This is a genomic window from Aureispira sp. CCB-QB1, from assembly GCF_000724545.1.
GTDB lineage: Bacteria > Bacteroidota > Bacteroidia > Chitinophagales > Saprospiraceae > Aureispira.
The window spans coordinates 252,171-277,315 of record NZ_JHBV01000041.1; the positions used below are offsets into that span (position 1 = coordinate 252,171).

General features: G+C 36.3%; 23 protein-coding genes. 12 read left to right on the forward strand and 11 right to left on the reverse strand.

The genetic code is table 11. The annotated features are described in order from the left end of the window. The first annotated feature begins 91 nt into the window (after window positions 1-91). Window positions 92-811, forward strand: coding sequence for a hypothetical protein (locus CG11_RS21500; RefSeq protein ID WP_052598907.1), 720 nt, complete (start codon window positions 92-94; stop codon window positions 809-811). Window positions 812-866: 55 nt separating this feature from the next. Here the strand turns inward: CG11_RS21500 and coaD are convergent, their stop codons facing one another. The 3 genes from coaD to CG11_RS21515 form a co-directional block, all read right to left on the reverse strand. Then, entirely contained in the window at window positions 867-1,328 is a 462-nt protein-coding gene (gene coaD / locus CG11_RS21505) for a pantetheine-phosphate adenylyltransferase (protein ID WP_052598908.1), read from the reverse strand. Window positions 1,329-1,420: 92 nt separating this feature from the next. Beyond that, window positions 1,421-3,217, reverse strand: a complete 1,797-nt coding sequence (locus CG11_RS21510; protein WP_052598909.1) for a DUF4139 domain-containing protein — start codon at window positions 3,215-3,217, stop codon at window positions 1,421-1,423. Window positions 3,218-3,289: 72 nt separating this feature from the next. Then, on the reverse strand, window positions 3,290-3,862 hold the full coding sequence (locus tag CG11_RS21515) for a hypothetical protein (RefSeq protein ID WP_052598910.1): 573 nt from the start codon (window positions 3,860-3,862) through the stop codon (window positions 3,290-3,292). A 396-nt stretch (window positions 3,863-4,258) separates the two neighbouring features. Between CG11_RS21515 and CG11_RS21520 the strand changes: the two genes are divergently transcribed. The 3 genes from CG11_RS21520 to CG11_RS21530 all read left to right on the forward strand — a co-directional run bounded on the left by CG11_RS21520 (window position 4,259) and on the right by CG11_RS21530 (window position 7,277). After that, window positions 4,259-5,113 carry a DUF1853 family protein gene (locus CG11_RS21520; RefSeq protein WP_052598911.1) on the forward strand — a complete coding sequence of 285 codons (855 nt, stop codon included), beginning with the start codon at window positions 4,259-4,261 and terminating at the stop codon, window positions 5,111-5,113. A gap of 181 nt (window positions 5,114-5,294) precedes the next feature. Further along, window positions 5,295-5,855, forward strand: coding sequence for a hypothetical protein (locus tag CG11_RS21525; protein WP_052598912.1), 561 nt, complete (start codon window positions 5,295-5,297; stop codon window positions 5,853-5,855). A 201-nt stretch (window positions 5,856-6,056) separates the two neighbouring features. Next, window positions 6,057-7,277 (forward strand): acyl-CoA dehydrogenase family protein, encoded by a 1,221-nt coding sequence (locus CG11_RS21530; RefSeq protein ID WP_052598913.1) that lies wholly within the window; start codon window positions 6,057-6,059, stop codon window positions 7,275-7,277. Window positions 7,278-7,366: 89 nt separating this feature from the next. On the opposite strand, the gene CG11_RS21535 is transcribed toward CG11_RS21530, so the two are convergent. The 5 genes from CG11_RS21535 to CG11_RS21555 form a co-directional block, all read right to left on the reverse strand. Continuing rightward, window positions 7,367-7,705, reverse strand: a complete 339-nt coding sequence (locus CG11_RS21535; RefSeq protein WP_052598914.1) for a hypothetical protein — start codon at window positions 7,703-7,705, stop codon at window positions 7,367-7,369. Between the two features lie 61 nt (window positions 7,706-7,766). Then, window positions 7,767-8,327 carry a hypothetical protein gene (locus CG11_RS21540; protein WP_052598915.1) on the reverse strand — a complete coding sequence of 187 codons (561 nt, stop codon included), beginning with the start codon at window positions 8,325-8,327 and terminating at the stop codon, window positions 7,767-7,769. A gap of 329 nt (window positions 8,328-8,656) precedes the next feature. Next, a complete protein-coding gene (locus tag CG11_RS21545) occupies window positions 8,657-10,495 on the reverse strand; it encodes a 6-phosphogluconolactonase (RefSeq protein WP_052598916.1) in 1,839 nt (612 codons plus the stop codon). Between the two features lie 211 nt (window positions 10,496-10,706). Continuing rightward, window positions 10,707-10,949, reverse strand: coding sequence for a hypothetical protein (locus tag CG11_RS21550; RefSeq protein WP_052598917.1), 243 nt, complete (start codon window positions 10,947-10,949; stop codon window positions 10,707-10,709). A gap of 45 nt (window positions 10,950-10,994) precedes the next feature. After that, entirely contained in the window at window positions 10,995-12,248 is a 1,254-nt protein-coding gene (locus tag CG11_RS21555; protein WP_052598918.1) for a DNA/RNA non-specific endonuclease, read from the reverse strand. Between the two features lie 555 nt (window positions 12,249-12,803). On the opposite strand from CG11_RS21555, the gene CG11_RS21560 reads away from it, so the two are divergent. From CG11_RS21560 to CG11_RS21575, 4 genes are all read left to right on the forward strand, one after another. After that, window positions 12,804-13,310 carry a hypothetical protein gene (locus CG11_RS21560; protein ID WP_052598919.1) on the forward strand — a complete coding sequence of 169 codons (507 nt, stop codon included), beginning with the start codon at window positions 12,804-12,806 and terminating at the stop codon, window positions 13,308-13,310. Between the two features lie 389 nt (window positions 13,311-13,699). Beyond that, window positions 13,700-14,656: an MbnP family protein gene (locus CG11_RS21565; protein WP_052598920.1), complete on the forward strand. Its 957-nt coding sequence runs from the start codon at window positions 13,700-13,702 to the stop codon at window positions 14,654-14,656. Then, complete coding sequence (locus tag CG11_RS21570; protein ID WP_052598921.1) at window positions 14,649-15,740, forward strand: cytochrome-c peroxidase; 1,092 nt, start codon at window positions 14,649-14,651, stop codon at window positions 15,738-15,740. Before CG11_RS21565 ends, CG11_RS21570 begins: the two co-directional genes overlap by 8 nt. 62 nt (window positions 15,741-15,802) lie before the next feature. Then, the gene (locus CG11_RS21575; RefSeq protein WP_052598922.1) at window positions 15,803-16,840 is read left to right on the forward strand and encodes a cytochrome-c peroxidase; all 1,038 of its coding nucleotides are present in this window, start codon (window positions 15,803-15,805) and stop codon (window positions 16,838-16,840) included. A gap of 17 nt (window positions 16,841-16,857) precedes the next feature. On the opposite strand, the gene CG11_RS21580 is transcribed toward CG11_RS21575, so the two are convergent. Next, window positions 16,858-18,078, reverse strand: coding sequence for an SUMF1/EgtB/PvdO family nonheme iron enzyme (locus CG11_RS21580; RefSeq protein ID WP_052598923.1), 1,221 nt, complete (start codon window positions 18,076-18,078; stop codon window positions 16,858-16,860). Window positions 18,079-18,315: 237 nt separating this feature from the next. Between CG11_RS21580 and CG11_RS21585 the strand changes: the two genes are divergently transcribed. Next, window positions 18,316-20,004 (forward strand): T9SS type A sorting domain-containing protein, encoded by a 1,689-nt coding sequence (locus CG11_RS21585; RefSeq protein WP_052598924.1) that lies wholly within the window; start codon window positions 18,316-18,318, stop codon window positions 20,002-20,004. Window positions 20,005-20,071: 67 nt separating this feature from the next. Here CG11_RS21585 and CG11_RS21590 read toward each other — a convergent pair whose 3' ends face one another. Then, on the reverse strand, window positions 20,072-20,464 hold the full coding sequence (locus CG11_RS21590) for a hypothetical protein (RefSeq protein ID WP_052598925.1): 393 nt from the start codon (window positions 20,462-20,464) through the stop codon (window positions 20,072-20,074). A 101-nt stretch (window positions 20,465-20,565) separates the two neighbouring features. Here CG11_RS21590 and CG11_RS21595 point away from each other — a divergent pair, with 101 nt between their 5' ends. Beyond that, the gene (locus tag CG11_RS21595) at window positions 20,566-21,306 is read left to right on the forward strand and encodes a D-Ala-D-Ala carboxypeptidase family metallohydrolase (protein ID WP_052598926.1); all 741 of its coding nucleotides are present in this window, start codon (window positions 20,566-20,568) and stop codon (window positions 21,304-21,306) included. A gap of 7 nt (window positions 21,307-21,313) precedes the next feature. Here CG11_RS21595 and CG11_RS21600 read toward each other — a convergent pair whose 3' ends face one another. Continuing rightward, window positions 21,314-22,000, reverse strand: coding sequence for a YdcF family protein (locus tag CG11_RS21600; protein WP_197043904.1), 687 nt, complete (start codon window positions 21,998-22,000; stop codon window positions 21,314-21,316). Window positions 22,001-22,235: 235 nt separating this feature from the next. Here CG11_RS21600 and CG11_RS21605 point away from each other — a divergent pair, with 235 nt between their 5' ends. After that, the gene (locus CG11_RS21605; RefSeq protein ID WP_063833169.1) at window positions 22,236-23,765 is read left to right on the forward strand and encodes a WG repeat-containing protein; all 1,530 of its coding nucleotides are present in this window, start codon (window positions 22,236-22,238) and stop codon (window positions 23,763-23,765) included. A 192-nt stretch (window positions 23,766-23,957) separates the two neighbouring features. Beyond that, on the forward strand, window positions 23,958-24,974 hold the full coding sequence (locus tag CG11_RS21610) for a Rieske 2Fe-2S domain-containing protein (RefSeq protein ID WP_052598928.1): 1,017 nt from the start codon (window positions 23,958-23,960) through the stop codon (window positions 24,972-24,974). Window positions 24,975-25,145: the final 171 nt, after the last annotated feature.

The following is a 25,145-nucleotide window of genomic DNA, read 5'->3' on the forward strand; positions in this document are numbered from 1 at the left end:
CTATATTGCGAAAGTTTGGGGGTTGGTAGGTGATCACCTTCTTCACATCCACACTATAAATTTATATTTTGAGTTAAATTATTTGTCATCAATGTCCATTACCAACTATAGAGATGAGCAGGAAATTGCTACCGCAGAACGCTACAAACAAGTTGTTCCGCTTCCTCTTAGAATATTAGCAACAATCATTTCCATTATTTTTCATCCCTTGTTTGTGTTGAGTTACGCCTATGTATTGCTAGCTTATTTCAATCCATTTCTTTTTGGAGAGGCTAGTACAGAACGCATCTTTGCTTTTGGAAAAGTAACCTCCAAAGGGCTCTGGTTCGTTCACTTACTCTCTTTTAGCTGTATTATACCAATGGTTGGCGTGTTGTTGATGCGAGCCCTAGGAATGGTGCAAACACTTTCTTTAACCACACAAGATGAGCGCAAAATTCCTTATATTTTGACAGGTGTTTTTTATATGGCAATGGTGGCACAAAACAGCACAACAGGGCTTCCTTTGGAAATTAAGATATTTACTCTTGGGGCAACCATCGCTTTATTTATTGCTTTTTTTATCAATTTATTTACTAAAATAAGCATGCATACGGTTGGAATGGGAGGTTTTTTAGCTATGATTATCATTATCATAGCAAGAAGTTATGGTGGCGCAGAATTCTTGTTCATCTTTGGGATTTTGAGCTGTGGACTAGTAGGGACAGCTCGTTTATTATTAGGTTCTCATCAAGTTTCAGACATCTACGGAGGATACTTTGTGGGCTTCTTAGCTCAATTTGTCGCCTTAAATTATATGTTCAGCACTTAACATTCTAAAAGCAGCATCCATGATGGCAATAAGTACATCATGGATGGCACTCTGTTTACATCAAAGCAAGCACTTGCTTTGGCAAGAAAATACTGGCATCTCCCCCTCCTTTGATAATCTCCCGCACTACCGTTGAACTATAACAAGAATATTCCGCTGCTGCTATCAGAAAAACCGTTTCTAAGTTTTCGCCAATGGTTGCGTTCAAATTAGCAATCGTATTTTCATAATTAAAATCCGTCGAGTTACGCAAGCCTCTCAGCAAAAAATTAGCTCCTTTCTCTTGACAATAAAATGCGGTTAACTGCTCGTAGGTATCTACCTCTACCTTAGGTTCATCTTCAAAAGCTGCTTCCAAAAAAGCAATTCTTTGTTCCGTATCAAAAAAATATTTTTTAGCGGAATTGATTCCCATAGCAACAATAATCTTATCAAACATCGGTAGTGCTCGCTTAACAATATTGATATGACCTTTGGTAATTGGATCAAACGACCCTGCAAAAACAGCTGTTCTCATTTCTTTTTATTAAGGTTATTCTTTCATTAAAGTGGAGTGACACGCGCATCCATCCGCCCATCTACCACTTACATAATATGTGAATATACAACTTAATTTGTTTTTGTCACACCTCTATCTTTAGGATATTTAACCTCGTATTCAAACTTTAATTTTAGGGTCTCGTTTTTTTGAACATCCCTTCTCCATCTCAAAGAGCCATAAGGTTCATAAAAAATAGCACTCGTACTTTCCAGTAGTTTTATTTCTAATTCCTTATTCTTAGAAACAGGTACTTGATCCAATACCGTCACCTTAATCGTTTCGTTTTTGTTGTTTCGAACACTAATCTCAAACCCAAGATGTTCCTTTACAAAGTTCCCTTGTTCTTTCTGGACACTTTTAAGTTTTTCTCTACGCACACTAATTTTTTCATCTCTCCCCAACGATAACAACAAAGTATCGGTTGTTACTTTAGAATTCAGATACGATTGCCCCAGATAAACACCTTCAAAAAAGATATTCGCCTTACCACTCAACAGATTATACTGTCCATAATTTGTTATTTTAGCCAACAAAAAAGCCCCTTTATCCAATTTAGGAACAATGTGATACTCATAGTCCACTTCCATTTCATGACGTTTAACTTCTACAATATGCTGTTCTCCATCACTTGGAATATCCTGTAACAATTCTAAGTTAAAGTCCATCGTATGATTCTCATTCGCTAAGAGGTCGGTAAAAGCTTCGGTAGTTATAATTTCAGATTCAGGAATACTAACGTTACCAATGACACGTACTCCATCTACATAAACATCGTTACTGGACGACCGAGAACCGTTGGAGTTAATTGCTTCGCCCTCATCCAATGCATTAACAGTGGCTGTTGTAACTACAACACTAGAAATAGAGCGTTGAGGATTATGTCTAATAAAATCTATATCTCTCTTTTGAATTTGAGACTCTAACACCACGTTTCCAGAACCTTGGTACTGAATATATGTATTCCCTTTTTTCTTTTTGGTAGTAACATTTGTTGTCGCCAATAAATTTAATTGCATAGGGTTCAAAATAGGGCGATCGTGGCTCAAAGAAGGATCACTAGAAGAAAGTGTTAGCTTTACCTGTTGCCAATCAAAACCCGTTTGCTGAAAAACATGTGCCTTATACACCAACTCCAGAGGCTTGCCAACTCCTTCTGATTTCAGATCATACAAAGGACGCCATCCCGCATCTGTTACGACATAAACTACTTCAATATCCGTCGCTACATTAGATGTCGACTGTAACTTTAAAACAATTTCTCCAGAAGGTTTGCTTCTAGCACCATACAAGGCGTTTTGTTGTTGACGAAGTATTTGCTCTTGCTCTTGCAAAGCCTTTTTTTGATAATCCAATGCCAATAACTCTTTCTCTAGCGCTGCCAACTCTTTGCGTTTAAATTCCATGACTTCCTTGACTTCTTTCACCGTAAAGCCCTCTTTGTAACCTGAGCCCAAAGGATTGTTCTCCAATAAAGTTTTCTTAGCCACTCGAACAACACCTTCATCTAAGGTCAAGGTTTTAATTGCACGAGCAATTAATTCTAAAGAATCGTTAATTGTTTGAAAGCGCTCTGAGGCTTCTGTTTGTTTCAAGTAATTAATCCTCGGCACAGCAGAAACTAAAACCACATTGCTGTTACTTATTTTAACTTGAATGCTATTAATCAGTATCTTTTGGCTCAGCTGTTCTAAAATTAATTCACTACTCCCTGCGGGAATATTTGCCTTTGCTTTCCGAAGAATTCGAGCATTATTTTTGTAAACAGTAACGGATTCAATTGTGGATTTGGTAGACGTTGTTTTTTCTTGTCCCCATACCCCAAAATGAATACATAAAAAGAGCGTTAGTATGCTTAGTTTTTGCATAATATCAATTTAATTATAAATAATAATAATAGAGATTTTTTTCATCTTAACAACTAACGACACCCCCCAAAATCAACGCTTAATATCTTCCAAATAAACCTTCTCTCTTCTGTCACAATCCCATCCTACATTTAATGTTTTTTGTGCCTTTCGTTTTGGACAAACCTGAAGCAAACAACATGGATTTGCTTTTGCAAAATCCTTTTCGTCCTTTCTAACCAAAGATAATTTTAATTCTGCATCTATATAGAGTGGCAATACTCTTGTGTTTATTCTTATTGTTTGAACAAAACGTACATCTTCATAATAAAAGCCATGTATTCCAGGTTTCCGATCTGCCTTCAAGCGTTGTGCTATTTGATAGTCTGTATTAGGTCTAAATTTCAGTGCCATATCTACAGTATCAATATCCCCTTGCCACATCGATTCGTATCCATCTTCTACCTTAAGTTTCCAACCATCAGGAAGATCAATATCAATTACCATGATTAATTTGTTCGCAGATAGCAATTTGCCTGTCGTTTTTACTTTTAATTTAATATCTTCGTTATAAATACTTCTTTGTCCTAATAAACTAGAAGTGTTCCATAACAATAAAAAACAGATACTTAAAACGATTGAATAAAAAGAAAAAAGATGCTTCATGTTGTCGTTATTTGGTGTAGATGACGCATCTATATGAAGGTAGATGCCAATCGAATGAATTTTGGTGTATCAGCACTTCATAGGAATCACGTCGTAACAGCGTAACTAAGTGCTCACGTATACGACCTTTCCTATTGTTGGGTCTATCTGCTTTTTAAATAGAGGTTGTATTTTTCATTACTCCGTTAAAAATCGCATCAGCCTAATTACCAGCAAGATACCCCTCACTTGCCTTAACTCTAAAAAACTGATAATCAAACTTAAAAACTAAGCTTGCGCTCTCACGACCGCAGGGAGCTACCACGAAGTAGCACCGTAGGTAATCAACGGAGTACTAATTTTTATATCATTATTCTAATTCACTTTTTCCTTTTTGTTACATCAAAAACTATTCTTGTGCACACTATTCCCATACATCAACGCTTAATACAGCAATACCAAGGCTTTCTACAGGGACAAGATGTTAGAACATCCCATCAACGTCAAAACTTTTCTATTTTTGAAACCAGTGCTCCATCCATTCCGACAACATCCATCTTACAACATTGGGAGCAGGCCATTTCTCCCAATTTAGTACTGGGCAAACGAGTAGAACATTTTATGAGCTATTATCTACAAAATGATACCCCTTACAGAATTTTAGCTCAAAATATTCAAGTTTTTGATAACAAAATCACCCTTGGAGAAATAGACTTTTTGATACAACACTGCCACAGTAGACAAGTAATTCATTTGGAACAAGTTTATAAATTTTACTTGTATGTCCCTAAAGCAAGTTTATACCACAACGATCCTTGGATTGGTCCCAATTACAAAGATAGTTTGCAACAAAAAATGGATAAGCTTTCCCAAAAGCAGTTTCCATTATTACAACGCCCCAAAACCCAAGATTTGCTCCACGAGTTAGGCATCAATTCTTCTACCATAGAACAACATCTAAGTTTTAAAGCTGCCCTTTTCGTACCCTATTATGCTCCTTTTTGTGAAGACCACTCTATCAACAAAGCCTGCATACAAGGTTATTGGATGCGTTTAGATGAATTTGAGACCAACAAGTTTTTTCAAGATCAACAATTTTTTCTACCCCAAAAACAAGATTGGGGCAGCGCTCCTATACATCATACAAATTGGAAGTCTTATTCTATCATTCTGGAACAAATTAAAATTAGTCTCGCCAATAAAAGGGCTCCTATGTGCTGGGTAAAACAAAAAGGAGGCAGCTACTCAAAACTCTTTATTGTTTGGTGGTAAATTTTCAACTATTAATCACAAACTTTAACATAAAAGTTCAATCTAAAATAAGGTTTTAAACAATTTTGGTTCTTTTTTTGCTCGATTTTCATTCAATTCAAATCATCTTTTATATCCTTCATAGTTTACCTAACTAAGCTTGCAATCTCATGATTGCCTAGCGAATTTAAAAATACAACTTATGAAAACAAGACTATTTATTCTTTTTATTATTTCTAGCTTATTCGGTCTAGCATTGAGTTGTTGTGACCGTCCCGACTACTGGAATTTAACCACTTTACAGATCACACCAATTAGCTTTGATGGTCGTGTTATACCTATTCAAGATACGATTGTAACAGATACACTTGTACTAAGAGTAGAATACGAATACGAGTTTTTGAGCGACCATATCCAACTAGGTCCAAATCCCTTTATCAGTAGTGCCTATGCAATATCTTGCCCTATTCCTGGTGAGTTGGGCATGAAGGACGGCTTGGTTGATATTACGATTACTAGCAGCGCCCCATTCAACAATTATTTGCCTGGGCATTCTTTGCTTCCAATGCTGCTTATTAATGGTATATCTGCTCAAGAATGGATCGACAATAAGTATTTTGATAGCTACTATATAGACAATTGGAACATTACCTTTCCCCAAAAACCAACAGCGAGCAGCAATACACATGATTTTAAAATTCGTCTAACCTTTAATTCTGGTCGAACAGAAGAGGTTCAGTTAGGGGCACTTACTTGGCTTTGATTTGTCAAACCCAGCGCTCCAAACTTATCAATAATAAGCAATGAAGCTCCTATATCGGAAGAATTCTCCTTTAGAATATTAGACCATTTATAGACAAATCAATTTATTCTTAGTAAATTTGCGGCAACATTTGTTGCAGCGTTTGATCAGTGATTACAAGCCTGCCCCAAAACAACTATTTAACCGTTGAAAATTTATTTTATGCAAAATCTAACTGTTGATAGCACAACATTCAAAAGAGCAGCAAAAACAGATCGTTATGCTGGTCATGATTATTATGATTTAGATGGTTTACTAACAGAAGAGCAAAAAATTGCTCAAATGGCTACTCGTGAATGGGTAAAAAAAGAAGTTAGTCCAATTATAGAAGATGCTTACGAGCGTGCCATTTATCCTAGACACTTGCTCAAAGGTCTTGGCGAGTTGGGTGCTTTGGGCCCAAGTCTACCTGAAAAATATGGCTGTGCAGGTGCTGATGAGGTAACATACGGCTTGATGATGATGGAATTGGAACGTGGTGATTCTGGAATTCGTTCTGCGGCTTCTGTTCAAGGTTCTTTGGTCATGTATCCAATCTACAAATATGGTAGCGAGGAACATCGTGAAAAATACTTACCCAAATTAGCTAGTGGTGAAATGATTGGTTGTTTTGGTTTGACTGAGCCTAACTCTGGTTCAGATCCAGGATCAATGACCACAAACATCAAAAAAGATGGTGATTACTATATCTTGAATGGTGCAAAAATGTGGATCACCAACTCTCCTATCGCTGACATTGCGGTTGTATGGGCAAAAGATGAAGAAGGTGTCATTCGTGGTTTAATTGTTGAAATGGATACACCGGGCTGCTCTGCTCCTAAGATTGAAGGCAAATTATCCTTGCGTGCGTCTGTCACTGGTGAATTGGTTTTTGAAGATGCTCGTATTCACAAATCTCAATTATTACCAAACATCAAAGGTTTAAGAGGTCCATTATCTTGCTTAACCAAAGCGCGTTATGGAATTGCTTGGGGAGCAATTGGTGCTGGTTTGGATTGTTACGATTCTGCTCTGCGTTACTCTTTAGAGCGTGAGCAATTTGGTAAACCAATCGCTGGTTTCCAATTGACACAAAAGAAATTGGCTGAAATGATCACTGAAATCACAAAAGCTCAATTGTTAGCTTGGAGATTAGGAACCTTGTTTGATGCTGGAAAAGTAACTCCTGCTCAAGTATCTATGGCCAAACGTAATAATGTTCACATGGCATTGGAAATTGCCCGTGAAGCACGTCAAATCCACGGTGGTATGGGGATTACAAACGAATATCCTTGTATGCGTCACATGATGAATCTGGAAACAGTATTGACTTACGAAGGTACTCATGATATTCACTTGTTAATTACAGGAATGGATGTGACTGGGCTTAATGCTTTTAAATAAGCTTATAGATATCTTTGTATATATGAAGTCCTCTCGGTAAGCAATACCGAGAGGACTTTTTTCTTTCAATAGATGGATTGAGATTGACTCTAAGCGTTATAATTTGCACAATAATTATTCAATCCTTGCTTTAAAGCATCAACAGCAAGTGCTGCAAGAGCTTCCCATACCTTATCTTTCGTATCAACTGTCTTATTCAAATGACTTGCAAGTGTTTCAACAAGTTGATCTATATTTTCTTTGGTAATCTTTCCTGAAATAGAACTCTGATGACCACAAATTGCTTTCTTAATTTCCTTTTCGTGTTTGGTATAAAACGCTTCTCCCGCTTCTACTACATCTTTTGCTCCTGCTTCTATTTTTCCCACAATTGCCATTAACTCTTTATGCGTTTTGTTTTCTAAATCTTTCCAATTTAACTTACTCATGATATATATATTTTAAATTATTGTTGTTGTTTTAATACTATTTTTTGGGGAGAATAAACGATCAATCTACCAATAACTGGGTGATAATAATATTGGTATTCTCTTGAGCTGGAACAGAAGCAATTCTAAATTGTATCGTGACATCTTCGCCTTTTACATTCTTACCTTTATAAGTTTTGGAAAGTGCAGAATGCCCATCTTTTTTGACATCGTCAGCTGCTTTTTTAGGGCTATCTGAAAAAATAACACAAGTTTTTTCCGAACCAATTTCTGGATTGTCAAAGCCTATAGCAATGTCTAACGTTTCTGTTTCCCCTCCTTCTTCAGGCATTTCCAATCGAAACGCAGCACCGCCTTGAAGCCCTGTTAAAATAGTCCCATCTGAGTCTGCCGCAGAAAATGTCATGGCGCTAAATTCATCAATATTGGTGGGAGCCTTCCATAATTTTCCCCAATCTTCATGAGAAGCAGTAAAAATTAATTTGAATTGTGTTTTGTTGTAGACCTTAATCACCATTGATCGGTTTCTACCTTCTAAGGTTTTAGAACTTTCTGATAATGAAATTACAACATCACCAATTTCTTTAGCAAGTTCTAATGCATCTAAAATACCTTCGATCATATTTGCTTGTTTTAAGTGGAGTTTTTAAGGAATTCTTCACCACAAATAACCGCAAAATCAAGTAGTAATTTTATTGGTCATTCACTATGAAACTTACCTCTAAAAGCATCTCCTTTCTCTGTCAAGATTGACATTAAAACAAAGCTATTATTATTATATTTAAAATATTACTTTTTGTTATAGACAGGCTTGGTATTGTTCTAAAATGTTGATTTTTTGTTATAACTATTTTTCAGATAGATAAAGAAGAAGCATAAGAATCAATATGATTCTAAACACTTGCGAAATGTTTAAGGTAGGGTTTCTTAATAAAGTTCGTTTATTTGCTCTTAATAAGAAGACTTCTTACGCTGTTCCTCCACCCGTTCTACAAAATCCACTATAATATGAGTTGCTTTTTCTGGATTGACCATATGGTAAAGATGTTCTCTAAACAAATCCGTTTCTTTTTCGTCCGTTACATCAACGACCGTTACATTAGGTGTTTGGTGTAATTTAGGCGAAAATTTGGCGATAGCATCCTTTTCACTTTTAAGAATTAAAACAGGCACATTGTATTTGGCCATATTTTCCATTGATGTTTGCTTATCGTGTGATTTAGATTCTAACAAAGCCGCATGGACTTGTATGGCAAACACTTTGGCAGGCAAACGACTCAACGCTCGCTCAATTGGTATTCTATCCAAGTGAGGAACAGAATCTAGATTGGTCATAATATATAAAATCCGCTCTTTTACGGCTTGCCAAATTCGCTCTCGTGTGACCGAATCTTTTCGAATCAGCCAATCAGTCAATCGGATGCCTCTTTTTCGCACCCCTTTGCGCGTATCCAAAGGAACCAAGCGACGCAAGGTCATCAACATTGTTTTCCACCCTGTATTTTTTCTAAAACTAACAGCAGGCAATAAAACATTATCTAGGAAACCTATAAAGGCATGTTTGGCGTGTTCGCAGAAAAACGGGTTTGCTCCAATTCTACCACACAAGTATTTTTGGATTCCAGATAGGCTTTTGTAATCTCGATCCATTAGCATAAAATAGGTATTCCCCATAGAGTGATCGAAGATGTATACAGAATGCCCTCGCTCTCCAAAATAAGTCACAACCTCATTGATGTTCTTAACCACGTGATTTGAATACAGCTTCGGGGGGAGATCATGAGGAATAGAACCATAGTGCATCGCTGCTCCAATACACTGATGTGTTGGCAATTCTGCCAAAATTCCATCAAAGGAATTCAAGCCCAAAAATCCATGAATTAGTAAAACAACAGGCAATTTTTCTGTCGCATGCTCATCATAAGGCTTGGCAAAGTCTAAACGAATGGTACTAGGACCATAAGGCGTTTGGCGCACAATCTCTATCTGAGGCCAAGTCAATGCCTGATCGTCTATAAATACCGTCATTCGATCTTGGACCTTGTCTATGTGGCGTAAAAAACTTGGACTTTCATTGGCTTTTCCCCAACGATAATACAACCATGCCAATGGACGGCGCTTGTCTGACTTGGTAGCCAAAAATGCAATGCGCTTTGATTTTGCCAAAAAACTAGGAGTCCCTGTTATTTCCTTCTCTCCTACGTCATCAACAATAATCACAAGTTCATCAGATGCAAAAGCCTCAGAGTTTCTAGAAACAGCGGCCACTTTTCCTGTTGGGTCAAAACTCAGAAAAACATAATCAAACCCGACCTTGTTATTTTCTTTTAAATAGTTCTTGAGACGATTATTAAACCCTTCTGCATATTGATCTATATCATCTCTATTTAGACTTCTTCCTAAGATTTGATCTTTGGTTATAAGCCCTTTACGAAGCATTTTAGTCAAAAATGCCCGTGCATCCATAACACCTTCTAAACCTCGTTGGCGTTTTAATCTAGAATTGGTGAATGTAAAACGAATAAGCGAAGGATTGCTTATTTCATGGTAATGTTCCAAAATATACTCGTAAGCACCAGCGGGAGATTGCCCATGTGCCAGTCCAACCAGAAATTTTTGTCCCTGCCCTATTATTTTATTGGCATACTCAATAAAGTCCTGCCCTACAGCTCGATCAAACTCTTCTTTAGTTCTGAAATAAAGTGTTTCTGGAACTTCAAGATCGGAAGTGTTGCTAATCTTTTGGGAATGAGGAAATGGGGTAAACTCAAAAGATTTATTTTTCGTCATTATATTTTATAATTGATTTTCGTATGAACGTTGTCAATAGTTTGTTATAATCGTCTAATACAAACTACCAAACTGCTATAATAAGCTTTTTTTCTGCAAAATGACAAACATTTTTAAACATTTCTATTCGTCTTAAAGTAAGTCTTTAAACTACTTTTCTTCCAAAAACATGGTTATAGACATTACAAACACACCAGCTACCAACAATCACTTATTGATTAGGAAATTTTTCGAATAGTGCAATTTTGCCTGTAATAGTTTGTTGCTGGGCAGGACTAAGGGCTCTAAATATACCATACAAGTCATCCTCCAACTGATAAGTCTCTCCTGTCTCTTCTTCTATAAACTCTTTTATTTTTGTGCGAAGTAATCGGCGAGATACTTTTATTTTTTCCAACTGTTCTTCTGGTGTTAGATATCTTTTTTCTTCCGTTTCGTTATTATTCTCTTCCATAAATTATATGATTTAATCACCTCTCCAACATTAAAGGGCTCTTCTTTATCGGGGTAAAGCTTTTCCTTTATCATCTAAAAAAGTAACTTTTTTTTCATTTTCAACTGTCATCGTTGGCTTTCCCTTATAATCTGTTATTTTTCCTGTAATGCATATTTTTTTTCCTAAAAATTCAATTTCAGGGTCATAGCTAAAATTCTTAATATTACTAGCCCAAACCGAGCCAGAAAAAGTGTGATTAGGGAATTTGGCATCAAAGTTAAAGAAAACCGAACCTCCATTCGTTTTGCGTGTCGAAACAACCATGCCACAAACACATGCTTTTTTATTCATAAACAAATCTGCTTCAACAGAGTTCAAGGTATTTTTAGGTCGTTCGCTTAATTTCAAAGGTTCTTGTGTAGGAATTTCGCCCTCTTTGAGTTCTTCCCATTTCGCATAATCAAAATTAGCTTCTAACTCGCTTTCCAATGTCTCATCCAAATTGGGAAAAAAGTCCAAGCCTGTTATTTTTTCTACTTCGTCAACAGAAACAGCGTAAGAGACCAAAGGTTGTGTACACAGTTCGTTGGGCATTACAAAAGCAATTGCCTTTTTCTCTTCGCCAGTTACATCTAAAATCACTTTATAAAATCGCTTGGGAATAGATACAACATTAGGTCCTTGCGTGATCGTTTCCATTTCGTTATCAAAAACAGGTCCTGTAATTACATAGAGTTGTTCATTTTTAACCCATACATGCTTTCGAATAAAACTTTCTAAATCTGCCCACCCCTCTCGATTTAACTCTGGACGTTGTGGAGCCATATTCGAATAAACATATGATTCACTAATTGCTCTGCTCGACCATCTAAAATCTGCCGATGGAGCTAGATGCCCTCTATCATAACCACTATACCAATAATCTGCTTTGACAGCGGATCCAGTAGAGACCAAAGAATCTCGCCGAAAGTCGTTGGTTCTAGACAAATTACCTTTGTTGACAGCTGGTATAATAATATGAGCTACCCAATTGGCTTGTTCATGGGTTTCGTTATAACCTAATATCATAGCACCATGTTCTACCACTTCATTTTTCACAGTTTCAGGCACTTCAGGAAGCCCAACAGAACGAATATCTTCTTTAATTTTTTTTAAGCGCAAAATTTCCAAATCATCTGCCAATGCTGCTTGACGTGCTTCTAAATTAAGTGCTTCTTTTTCTAAATTGGCAATTAAATCTGCTGTTTTTACTTGAGCTAACATAGGGTAATTTCCCAATAAAAAAAGAACAGCAAACCAATTAATATGCTTTAACATTTGGTCAAAGTTTTTTGAGAGTATGCTTAAAAAAAATTGGTTTTCACAGCTAAAATTTCCAAGCCTATCCCTGATATAAAAAGTGCATTCAACCTTCATTCAAAAGAATAAAGAATTTTTAAAGATACAACTATTATCAACAATATTTTAGTAGAAATTAAAGGAATCCATTCCTTAACATAGAATTCAGTTTTACTTAAAGCAAGAGTGCAACAATGTTTTAGGACAATTTTCTAGATAAAAAGTAGCATTCTATTCTCTAAATTACTAGCAAATAAACGGGTATATATTTAGGTGTTTTGTACCTAAATATCTTTTTTCCTCTCTTTTTATTACAACTAAGATTTAACACTTTTAGCTTATAATAAAAAGATTCTACAAAAATAAACACCATCTCTTAAACATCGTATCTTGACAATCTAATTACAGATTAGAATCGTTCATTCGTTGTTTTTTTATTCAAAATATATCTTATCAAATTAATAAAAAATCCTATTTTAATAACAAAAATAACCACTTTAATAAAACTTTATTTCAAAAATCAATCCATCTTTCATGTTCTTAAAGTTAATTCATATTCTCAATATTTGGACGGTTCTATTCTCTACCATAGGGATTGCAACCTATAGTCATTATTGTCAAGATGAATTAAAAGCCATTGCTTTTTTTGTTAATACCATACAACCTTGTTGTAAAAAACAAAAAGCAAAAGAACAAAATGCATTCCCAAAGGTACTAGCTAAAACTTGTTGCTCAAACTCCAAAAACTTATACCTAAGTTGCTTTGATCAAGCTCTCTTGCAGCAACAAAACTCTTTTAAGAAGAAGCCTTGTTGTTTAGATGAACAGTCATTGGCAAAATCTGACTTAAACGCTGTTTCTTCAGAATTAGATTTAGAAACAACCGCCCAATACCTTCATCAACTCCCTTTTTATGCACCTATATTTCCAAAGCAACATACTATACTAGGGTTTAGCTCATTTGCTCAGCATCCTATTGCTTATTTTTTCCCTCCGCCAGATGTTCCTTTATACATTTTGCATCAATCATTTTTATGTTAGAGAGCAACTATTTATAGCTACTTTATAGCTACAATAGAGACACCAGACCTATTGTGTTATAAGCTTATTTAGCCCTGCTTGTTGATTTTTTATGCCATAACCAATGGTATAAAGTAGGTCTTTAGTGTACTAAATGACAAATCAATCAATGAACAAGCATAACAATAACTTTTTAAAGTCTATTAACAATAGTTCGTTGAAACCACGCAGTAGCAGCGCAGCTAAACTTTATTAGCTTGATAATCAATAAGTTGTAAATTTATTGCGTTTTGTGTTAAAAATTTGATTATCAAACTAATATAAATGTGCTTTTTTATCTTTTTGGTAAAAAAGTAAAGAATCAACGAACTACTATATTAAAATAGTTAATCACAATAATATACATAATAATGAAAAATATAATTTTATTCCTCTGTGCTACCTTAGCATTACAGACATCCTATGCTCAAAAAGACGTCTACTTCAAAATTAATCATCTCCTTGGAAGCAGCAATTTTGCTTTTAACCAGACAACACCCAATAATGTTGGTAGTGATTTTCAAGTAACTCGTTTACAATACTACATTAGCAATATTACGCTTTACCATGATGGTACTCAAACAGCTGTCAACAATACCTTTATTTTGGTTAATGCCAATACCTCTACTAATCAATTACTAGGTAATTTTAATATTAACAACTTAGATAGTGTTTCTTTTGGCATTGGGGTAGGTAATGCAGAAAATCATTTAGACCCAACGACTTATCCTGCCAATCATCCTCTAGCGCCACAATCACCTTCTATGCATTGGGGGTGGACAGCTGGCTATCGTTTCGTTGCATTCGAGGGCGTTTCAGGTTCCTCTATGTCTGATGTTTTTCAAATGCACGGCTTAGGCGACAGCAACTACAAAGTTAAAACGATTGTGACCAATGGTTATATCAATAATAATGATTTAGAAGTAATTATTGATGCAGATTATGCCAAAGCATTGCACTCTATAGATGTCAGTTCGGGAGTTGTTAGTCATGGAGAAACAGGTGCTGCTAGGACTGTTCTCAACAATTTTAACACCCTAGTATTTTCGGATGGTTCTATGTCTGTGCCTGTTGTCAAGTTGGCTTCTAGCACGATTTCTATATATCCCAATCCCGTAAGAGTAGGGCAAACATTAACGATTGATGCTGATGAATCGTTGGATACTAGTGTTGAGATTTATGATATGACGGGCAAAGTATATTCCAATATTATTGCCTCTCCTGACAAGAAGAACATCCAATTTTTAGATGCTGGTTGGTATATTTTGAACCTAAAAAAAGAAGGACAAGTTATTACTTCACAAAAAATATCCGTGACTCATGAATAACAGTAATAACACAAAACTTCTTCCTGTTTGCCTCTTACTCTCAATTATATTGTTGGGATACGGGTGCCACACCAAAGAAGAACCACTAGTTTATAAACCTATTGCTTATCAATTAGAAACTGGAGACTTGCCACCACCAAATCTGCCAATGGACAATCCACTTACAACCGATGGTGTGCAATTGGGGCGGATGTTATTTCACGAAAAAAAGCTGTCTTTAGATGCTTCTATTAGCTGCTCTTCTTGCCATTTGCAAGAGTATGGTTTTTCTGATACCGCTACTTTCTCAAAAGGTGTTAATGACCTTCGAGGGCATCGACAAGCAATGTCTGTCTTTAATTTAGCATGGAATACCAATGGATTTTTTTGGGATGGACGTGCCGAATTGCTTAGGCATCAGGCATTGTTACCAATACAAGATGCGCTGGAAATGCAAGAAACGATGCCCAGTGTAGTCGCTAAACTACAGGCGGAACAACAATACCGCAATCAATTCTTTTTGGCTTTTGGCGATGAGACTATTACAGAAGAACGCATAGCGTTAGCACTAGAACAGTTTATGTTTTCTATTGTGTCCGTAGATAGCAAATATGACCGACATTTGCGAGGTGAAGTCGCTCTAACAACCGCTGAACAAAGAGGAAAAGATTTATTTTTCAACGAATACAATCCATCTTTTCCTGCTATATCTGGTGCCGATTGTGCGCATTGCCACTCAGGAAAAAACTTCGAGAATGATGATTATATGAATAATGGCTTGGACTCTATTTTTACAGATAATGGAAGAGAAAAGGCAACTCTTAATAGTTCTGACAAAGCTAAATTTAAGGTTCCTTCGTTGAGAAATATAGCATTGACAGCTCCTTATATGCACGATGGTCGCTTCAAGACCTTAGAGGAAGTTGTTCAACATTATAATACAGGTTTGATCAACTCTCCTACTATAGATCCAGCATTATTATACCCTTATCACAATGGAGGGTTAATGCTCTCAAACCAAGACATTCAAGATTTAATTGCTTTTCTGAAAACATTAACAGACGATAAGCTAGCAACCAAGGAGGAATATAGCTCTCCTTTTTAGTTGATTACTAATAGAGGCGTAGTTTTAAGGCTACGCCTCTACAATCATATCAAATATAACTTATGCTAAAAGTGGTTACTCTATCTTTGTGGGTTTTTATTTTTTGCTATGGCACAATAGGATGCCATACAGCTAGTTCTTCCATGGGTTTTTATGATAATTTACCTCATAATTTCCCAAGTATCCAACACCCTGAAGATAACTTACCAACAGAACTCCGTGTTCAGTTAGGGCGAATGCTTTTCTACGACCCTATTCTATCTAAAGACAGCACCGTATCTTGTGCCAGTTGTCACAAACAGCAATTTGCTTTTGCCGACAGTGTGCCCCTTAGTTTGGGTGTAGAACAACGTCTCGGGACTCAAAATGCGCCCTCTCTAGTTAATGTTGCCTATGCCCCCTATTTTACAAGAGCAGGAGGTGTCCCTACTTTAGAAATGCAAATCTTAGTTCCTATTCAAGAAACACATGAGCTCGATTTTAATATAGTATTGGCCGCCCAACGAATCGCCAAAGACAGCCTCTATAGTACCATGAGCCTAGCAGCTTATAATCGCCCTCCTGACCCTTATGTTGTCACCCGTTCTATTGCTGCTTTTGAACGCAGTTTGGTTGCTGCCCATTCTCCTTACGACAAGTATACTTACTATCGTAAAAAAAAGGCGCTTAGTTCTAGTGCTCAAAGAGGGCTACAACTATTTATGAGTCATAAAACAGATTGTTCTTCGTGTCATACCCCGCCTCATTTTTCTAATTTTTCGTTTCAAAACAATGGTCTATACGAACACTATGCTGATTCTGGTAGAATTCGGCTGACTTATCAAGAACAAGATCGGGCTCTTTTTAAGGTGCCTTCCTTAAGAAACATTAGCATGAGTGCTCCATATATGCACGATGGCAGCCTTCAAACCTTAGAAGAGGTCATCCAACATTACAACAGAGGAGGACAACCACACAAACACAAAAGTCCTCTTATTCGTCCACTTCATTTGAATACTCAAGAACAAAAGGATTTGGTGGCATTTTTAGAATCACTGACAGATAAGTATATTCTAACTCATCCTTCTTTTAGCAATCCCCATCATTCCATAAAACATTAAAAATGTATCGAATCTTTTTACTCCAATGGTTCTACTCTAGTCATCCCACATCTAAAACCAATCAAACGCTCTTGTTGCCCTCCAGCTTTTGCGCCTTTTCGGTTTCCTGGGCTTTTTTCATTAACAGATTTAGCGCCCTTAAGTACACGTAAGCTATTGGCATCTACCTTTAAATGAGACTGAGCAGCCTTCCCTTTTGCGACCACTTCTTCCCATGGTGTTTCTATGACACTCATTTGATCTTCAGGAATTGTTTTTTGAGTATCCTTGGATTGAGGTGCCGTTATTGGTTTTGGAATGTTTTCCACTACTTTGGAAATAGGTTGATAAACATCGTACACCCATTCTGCTACATTCCCATTCATATTAAAAATCCCATAAGCATTAATATCTCCTTCAAAGACACATTTAGGCAAGTTGTGTTTCTCAGCATTATAATAATTAGGAACAGGATATTTTCGAGCGTGGCGCAAGGCTTTTTTTCTTTCTTGGTTTATCTCTTTTTTATAATGCTTTTCTTTCCCGTCCGTAGGTGTCGATACTAATTGTTGGTTAGCCACATAACCATCCTCATTTTGAAGGCGCTTGCCAATTAATGCCCAAGCTGCATACTCCCATTCTGCTTCGGTTAGTAATCGATGATTGGGCAAGAATAGATTGTGACCATTAGGAAAATCTATCCCTTCTTTTTTATGATAAGTTCCCGAAAGGAATTCAGCCGTAGAAAAAGCATATTTCTCTTGCATCTCTGAAGACCACAATCCGCTTGTTTTAGCGAGCTGTTCGTTATAACGGTCCGATTTCCATTTTGTAAATGCAGTAGCTTGCAACCAAGATACCCCAACAACAGGATAATAATCAAATGCTGGAAGTCTAAAATAATCGTTAACAAGTTGCTCACCGACCTCTTTAGAGACACAACGTTGCCATATACTTGTATCAGGTAACATTGCTACTACCTGTGATTTATTGTGCTTATTTAGCCAATTGATGAATGCCCTATATTCCTTATTCGTTACTTCCGTTGGTGCTATATAAAAGGCACTAACCGTTACTCTACGAACAATATCCTCCTCTGCATCTTGCCCCATGTTATACGTACCTCCTTCTATAAATAATAAGTTGTCTTTCTCTATTTGTTTACTCGACATCCAATTCCCAGATTGAGCCATTCCTAACATAGGAAATAACAACCATAATAAAACCAACTTAAGTTCTTTGTTTAATAGTGTGTTCATGGTAATTATTCTTTTATTTTTTTAAAATCTATCAATACGTCCTTTTAGCAGACTTTTGTTAATCTAGCAACTCATTGAAACCGCACGGTAACAATACAACTAAATCATCTTGTTTTTAGATCTATTCTTTTTCTACTAAAAAGGAATCACGCAAAGCAAATTATTTTTATCGTTAAAAACTCCTTTAAAATCATTATATTAAAGTGATCAAACTTTTTACAATCAAAACCAAATCGAATGAAAAAACTTATTTTACTCTGTGTTTTCTCTTTTTCTCTGCTTCAAACTAGCCTAGGACAACAACATTTAGTTTCCTATCAACTCGTACAACATTACGACATTCAAGATGTCCAAGCGATTTTAAATGGCTTTGGGATTCCGCCTACTGTTGTAGCCCCTGAATTTGAATTAGATTATTACAAAGTAAGTTATACAACATCTAATGCAAGAGGGAATGGAACGACAATTGCCACAGGAGCACTTGTAGTGCCAACGGGTGTTACCTGTCCTGTTCCTTTGGTCAGTTACCAACACGGAACAACAACTACCAAAACAAGTGTTCCTTCTTATCAAGGTGGCTCCGAGTATCAAATTGGGGTATTGGCATCTGCTATTGCTGGCGTCGTTTGTGCCATGCCCGATTACTTAGGCTTAGGAGACGAACCTGGATTTCATCCCTATATAAATTCTAGAACTGAGGCTTCTGCCACTATTGACATGATGCGAGCTGCTCGTGAGCTGAAAGATAGTTTAGGTTTTAATTTAAACGACCAAGTTTTTTTGTTTGGCTATTCTCAAGGTGGTCATTCTACAATGGCAGCATTCAAAGAAATTGAAACCAATCTTTCCAACGAATTTACAGTAACTGCTTGCGCTCCTATGTCGGGACCTTACGATGTATCAGGTGTACAAGCTGCGACCATTACGAACCCTCAACCTTATGCAACTCCAGCTTATTTACCTTATGTTATTTTGGGTGCGCAAGAGGCATATGGGAATGTCTACAACAATCTTTCTGAGATTTTCCGTTCTCCTTACGATACATTACTACCAAGTTATTTTGATGGCGTTCATTCTACAGGTTGGATTAACAATCAATTACCAGATACCCCAAGTCATATGCTGGATTCTACTTTTTTTAGTAATTATATAAACGACCCCAACCATTTTGGTAGGGTATTATTAAGAGAGCAAGATGTTTATAGTTGGGTTCCTCAAGCTCCTTTGGCTATGTATTATTGTGAAGGAGACGAACAGGTATTTTATGGCAATTCTGTTGTAGCACTGGACACAATGACTGCTTTGGGCGCTCTAAATGTCTCTGCAACAGAACTAGGACCTACCTTAGATCATACGGCTTGTGCTCCATTAGCCATTCTTTCTGCTTTTGCATTTTTTGAACTATACATGGATTTAAGTGGTGGAATGACATTGAACAACACTGTTGTAGATGCTTCCTCTGGCACTAGTAACGACGGCTCGATTACACTTTTAGCCAACAATGGTACAGGACCCTATGTTTATGATTGGCAAGGCAGCTTAGCTGGTCAAACTACAGATAGCGTATCGGGGCTTGCACCCGATGTGTATGAAGTTAGGGTATCCGATGCACGTGGTTGTTATATCAAGCAAGATATTACCGTTAGTGTCGCATCTTCTATCACCTCTATTGATCCTGCCAGCAACTACTTTAAAATAATGCCTAATCCTAGTCAAAATACATTCTATCTAAAAGTTGTCCGACCACTCAACAGCTCTTATAACGTTAGCATTATAGATATGTTGGGACGCACTGTTCATCAGACATTTAATGCAGATAGCCCCTTTATTAGTTATGACGTAAGTCAAATTCCGAATGGAACATATTGGGTTCGTCTAGAACATGAGGCAGATATTTACACTCAAAAGTTAGTCATCCAACGATGACCTGGAATTCAAGCATTGTAAACGTTATCAAAACACTAGATAATCTTCTATCCTAAGCGATAGAAGATTATTTTTCAGTTTCCTTTTTATGAGGGGTTGCTCGATGAGTATATGTGAATAAATCGCCTTTATTTCGATGCAATAATTGTATTGCGACAAGACATTCAAAATTATCAGGGAGTTCTGTCAACGTAGTTTCTATTTCATAGCCATCTCTTAACTCAATTCCATATAACCAACCTGTTTCTGCAACCAACGCATCGTTAATAAAAATTTTCATTTGTGGATAATCGTTCCTTGAATAAGTTCCTTTTGCTTCAAAAACAAGGCAATACCCCTCGTATGCTTTGCATTTTTCTAAGTGAATTCCTTTCAATTCCAAGTCATTGATTACTTTTTGTGCTTGTAAAGGTATGCAAGCGACAATTCCTAAAATCAAACTAAGCATAAGTCTTTTCATATCTCGATTTTAATAGGTGATTCCATCTTTCAATAATTCTTTTCAAAGATAATACCAAGATTATATACACTTCATAAGCAAACATCATATCTTAAACTTCTATGAAAAAACGCTTATTAAAAACACTCTGCTCATTAATTATAATTGGTAGTATTGGAATCCTAATTTCTTTTTCAGCAATCAGAGATAAGGTAGAAATGGTCTGCTATGATCTTTTTAACAAAAATGATTATATAGATAATAAAGCAGCAATACAAAACCTTCTTGCTTCTTTTAAAACTGTTTCGTTGGATGATTTGCCTAAAGAATATTTATCAGAATCGCAACTGAATCATTCTTCTTATTTATCTTTAACTAAAGGAATTCGTTTTTATGTTCTAAAGAAAAAAGATTGTTATAAAAAGATAATTGGTAATAATCGAATCAAAGATTTAATTTCTAAAGACAATCGGTATAAAAACTTGTGGTATTTTTCTGATCAAGAGCTTTACTGGGGAATAGACCAAAGAGTTTTGTTCAAAGCACTCGAATTACAAGAAGCATTAAAACAACTCAAATTAAACCAAGATGCCATACAAATCACCTCAGGGCATCGCACCCCACAGCAAAATAAATTGGTAAACGGTGCCTCCAAAAGTAGACATATCAAAGGACAAGCTTTGGATTTTTGGATTGGAGATGTTAACAAGGATGGCAAATATACATCCGAAGATAAAGCAATTGTCTTAGAACTTTGCGATAAAAAAATTATTGGCAATAAAGGAGGCATAGGACTTTATCCTGGCACCCAAGTCGTCCATATTGATGTGCGTGGACGTCGAGCAAGATGGAATAGTTACTAGCCAACATTTATTTATTTTTTTTGCTCTTAGGATCATCCCCTTCTTCATACTCTATAAATTTCCCCATTGTTCCTTGAAAACGAATAAAGCCATTTTCACGTTCGGTAATTGATTTAAAATCATCTACATAAGCTGTACTAGGATCTATTGCTGGTGTAATCAAATCTATTTTGCTTAGCGTATCAAATACAATTGGTAGAAAACCAATATCATGTAATTTGATTTTATTAGCAAACCCTCTCAAAAAAGAACCTTGGAAAGGATCTGTTGCCAAAGCTACCTTTTTTAAGTTGTTATCTTTGGCAATTCGATAAGAGTAGTAAAGGTTTTCTGAACTATGCTCTGCCCTTTCTTCTGTATAAATATGCGCTGTATCTACGCCCAATTGTTCGGCATACAAAGCCATAATTTTGGCTTCTACGTAAGGGGAATAAACCGCACTCCCAGAGAAAATAATATTTTTAGTTGTTCCCTGATTATACAAGTAAACAGCCCAATGCACTCTCATTTTCATAATCTCACTCCACTCGTCATTTTCAAAAGGTACTCCTGGAACAATAATCGCATCGTAAGGACCGTATACACCATACCGTTCAAAACTACGCCTTGCACTCCTATTAATACAAGAACTTACTATTATAGCTAAGACACCCAGTATCGCTATTTTTTTCATTATATTTGTTAACTGATTCATTATTTTCTAATTTTAAAAAACGGACAATTTACTTTGGCTAATATGCCTTTAAAAATGGCGTATATTGTTGCTTCATTTTGTTACATACAAACGGATAAATAACTCACAGACAACATACTCTACGATCCAGATAAAGCATTGTTTAGTATATAGAAGAGAAAAAGCCGAAAAAAGTTTGATGAAATTTAGAAAAATTTAAAAATTCTTCCGTTTACCCTATTATAAATCAACACCAATGCACTTAAAAGCTACCTATACCTTAAATATTTTCATTGCTTATCACCCCAAAGATCAAGTACAATTTGAGGAATTGCTCCATAACCTAGAAGGCCTAGACAAAAAAAATGCAGGTTATGTAGTCAATAAGGTTTGGTATGATGGAACAGATTTATCAGAGTCTGGTCGAGCAAGTATCCGTGAATTGACAGAAGCCGCTGATTTGGTCTTGTTACTTATGAGTGACAATTCTATTTTATCTCCCTTTTTTATCTCCCAAGAACTACGAGAAACACTACAACAACACGATAATGAACAAAGTATTGTTGTTCCTATTATATTAAATACTTGTTGGTGGGAAGATACAGTATTCAGAAATTTGGATGTCCTACCTAGAGCAGGGCTCCCCATTTATGATAGTTCTAATATCAAAAATGAATTATTTGATCAAGTCGTTCAAGAACTAGATCGAAAGTTAGAAAAAGTACGCCAACGCAAAGAAGAATTAGAAGAAACATTTAAATCAAAAATTACAGAAGCCGAAGCTATTTTTAACAATTGGCAAAAGCGCCCAGGGCGCTTGCGTGCCGCTTTACCGCTTTACAAAGAAGCCGTTAAATTATGGAGAGAAGGGTTTGCCCCTGATATAAAAATCATTGAGGCTCATGTAGATATTTGCCATCGAGAAATAGATTTTCGTCATTACTCCAAAGCCGCTCACGAAGCCTACAAAAATCAAGATTATCAAACTTGCTTTTTTAATTGTAAAGATGCTTTAGATTTAAGAGATGATGCCGTCATTCGTCGTTTGTACAATAAGGTTAAAAACTATTTGGATGAAATTGAATTAAAGGAAAAGCGAGCGCCTTTTGAAGCACACTTAACACAAGGACACGAATATTTTTTGGCGCTTATGTGGAAAAAGGCAAAAGAGCAGTATACTTTGGCCTTAGAGCATTACCAACCTAATTTTATGCCTGAACGAAAAATCATTGAGCGCAAAATTAAGATTTGTGAACGAGAAGCGATACTAGAATTCGCACTGTCAGAAGCTACTAGGCTTTACAGTATTCAAAATTATCAACGAATGGCGCATGTCTTAATCGATAGCATTCAAACCATTAATCACGAAGCACTTTATCGCATTGAGCATGCAACCAAACTTATTGGCTACTTGCAACATGTAGAGCCTTTTTTGGATAAAAAAACAGATAAATGGGGATTTGTCAATAACAAAACGCACAATATTATTATCGCTCCTAAATATACTGCTGCCTATAACTTTAGTGAGAATTTGGCTGGTGTAAAAAAATGGGAACGATGGGGTTTTATTGATATTGAAGGAAATGAAGTCATTCCTTTCTTATACAACTACGTTAGTCATTTCCAAAATGGTATTGCCCAAGTTATTAAAAATGGTGAGACCTATTGCATCAATCACAAAGGAGAACGAGTAGAGGCAGATGTTTATCAAGTAGAAGTTCCCATTGATACGCCTGATGATGAAATTCCTAAGCTACTTCCTCCTGATTTGGATGGGATTTTATAACTCAACTTTAAAGTCCTTTGTTGCTATCCTTGCCATTGTTATATTTCACAACTTTTTGGGTACAACACACCTATTATTAACCAAAAAAATAAACTGTTCGCTTGAACAAGTGATTTAAATTTATTATTTTATTTTTTGTTAGGTAAATAGGCGGCGCTAACTCAACATTATTAATAGCACTAATAAAAAACAATGGCATCAAAAGAACGTGTTTTACCTCCATTTCCCAATGGCTGGTATGTAGTTGAAATATCAAAAAAATTAAAAAAGGGACAGATACACACTAAAAAATTCATGGGGCAAGATGTTGTTGTCTTTCGCACTCAAAGTGGCGAGGCTTGCATAATGGACGCATATTGTCCACACATGGGGGCGCACTTTGGTTTTGGGGGCGATGTTCAAGGGGAATGCATTCGTTGCCCTTTCCATAGTTTTGAGTTTGACACCAAAGGAAATTGTACCAAAACAGGCTATGGCACCAAACCTCCCTCTAAAGCAAAAGCGAATATTTTCCCAATCAATGAAATCAATGGAGTCATTTTGGCATACTATGACTCTGAAGGAAAACCTCCTCATTGGCAGGTTCCTCAAATTGACCTAGAAGGCTGGATGCCTTTTGAGTGGGTAGAATGGGAATTGCGCAGCCATCCACAAGAAACAAGTGAAAATAGTGTTGATGTGGGGCATTTTTCTGAAATCCACGGTTACAACAAAGTATCTATTCTTGAGGAGCCTTTTGCCGAAGGTCCTTATCTATCCGCGAAGTATGGCATGGAGCGACATAGTTTCTTGGGCAAACACTTCAAGCCTATTCAAATAGAATTTACTCCTCATGTTCATGGTTTAGGTTTCTCTTTTGTAGAAGCCAAAACAAGTCCTTATGGACTAGAAACAAGGCATTTTGTCTTGCCAACACCTACCGATGGGGATCGTATCATTCTTAGAATTGCTTCTTCTCTAAAAAAAATCACACAGCCTGGTCGCATCAATCCATTGCTCAATCTTGTCCCCAAATCCTTGCTTAGCTATATCATTTCCAAACAAGTCATTCGAGAATACAAAAATGATGTTTATCAGGATTTCAAAATTTGGGAAAATAAGAAGTATATTATTCGTACGCCTTTAGCTCCTGGTGATGGTCCTATTGGATTTTATCGCCTTTGGGCTAGACAATTTTATAATGAGCCAACCGCAGATGTATTAAGTTAGCTTCAACTATTTTATCCACTTAACAATCAAAATATCAATTTAAAACCAAACTAAAATCAAAAGATGTAGGTTAGTGAGCAAAGAAAGCAACTAGGTTAAAGAAATAACAGAACTTATTACCTTGTATATTCGTTGTATCAAATATTCATAACGACTTTGCCAACTCAAACA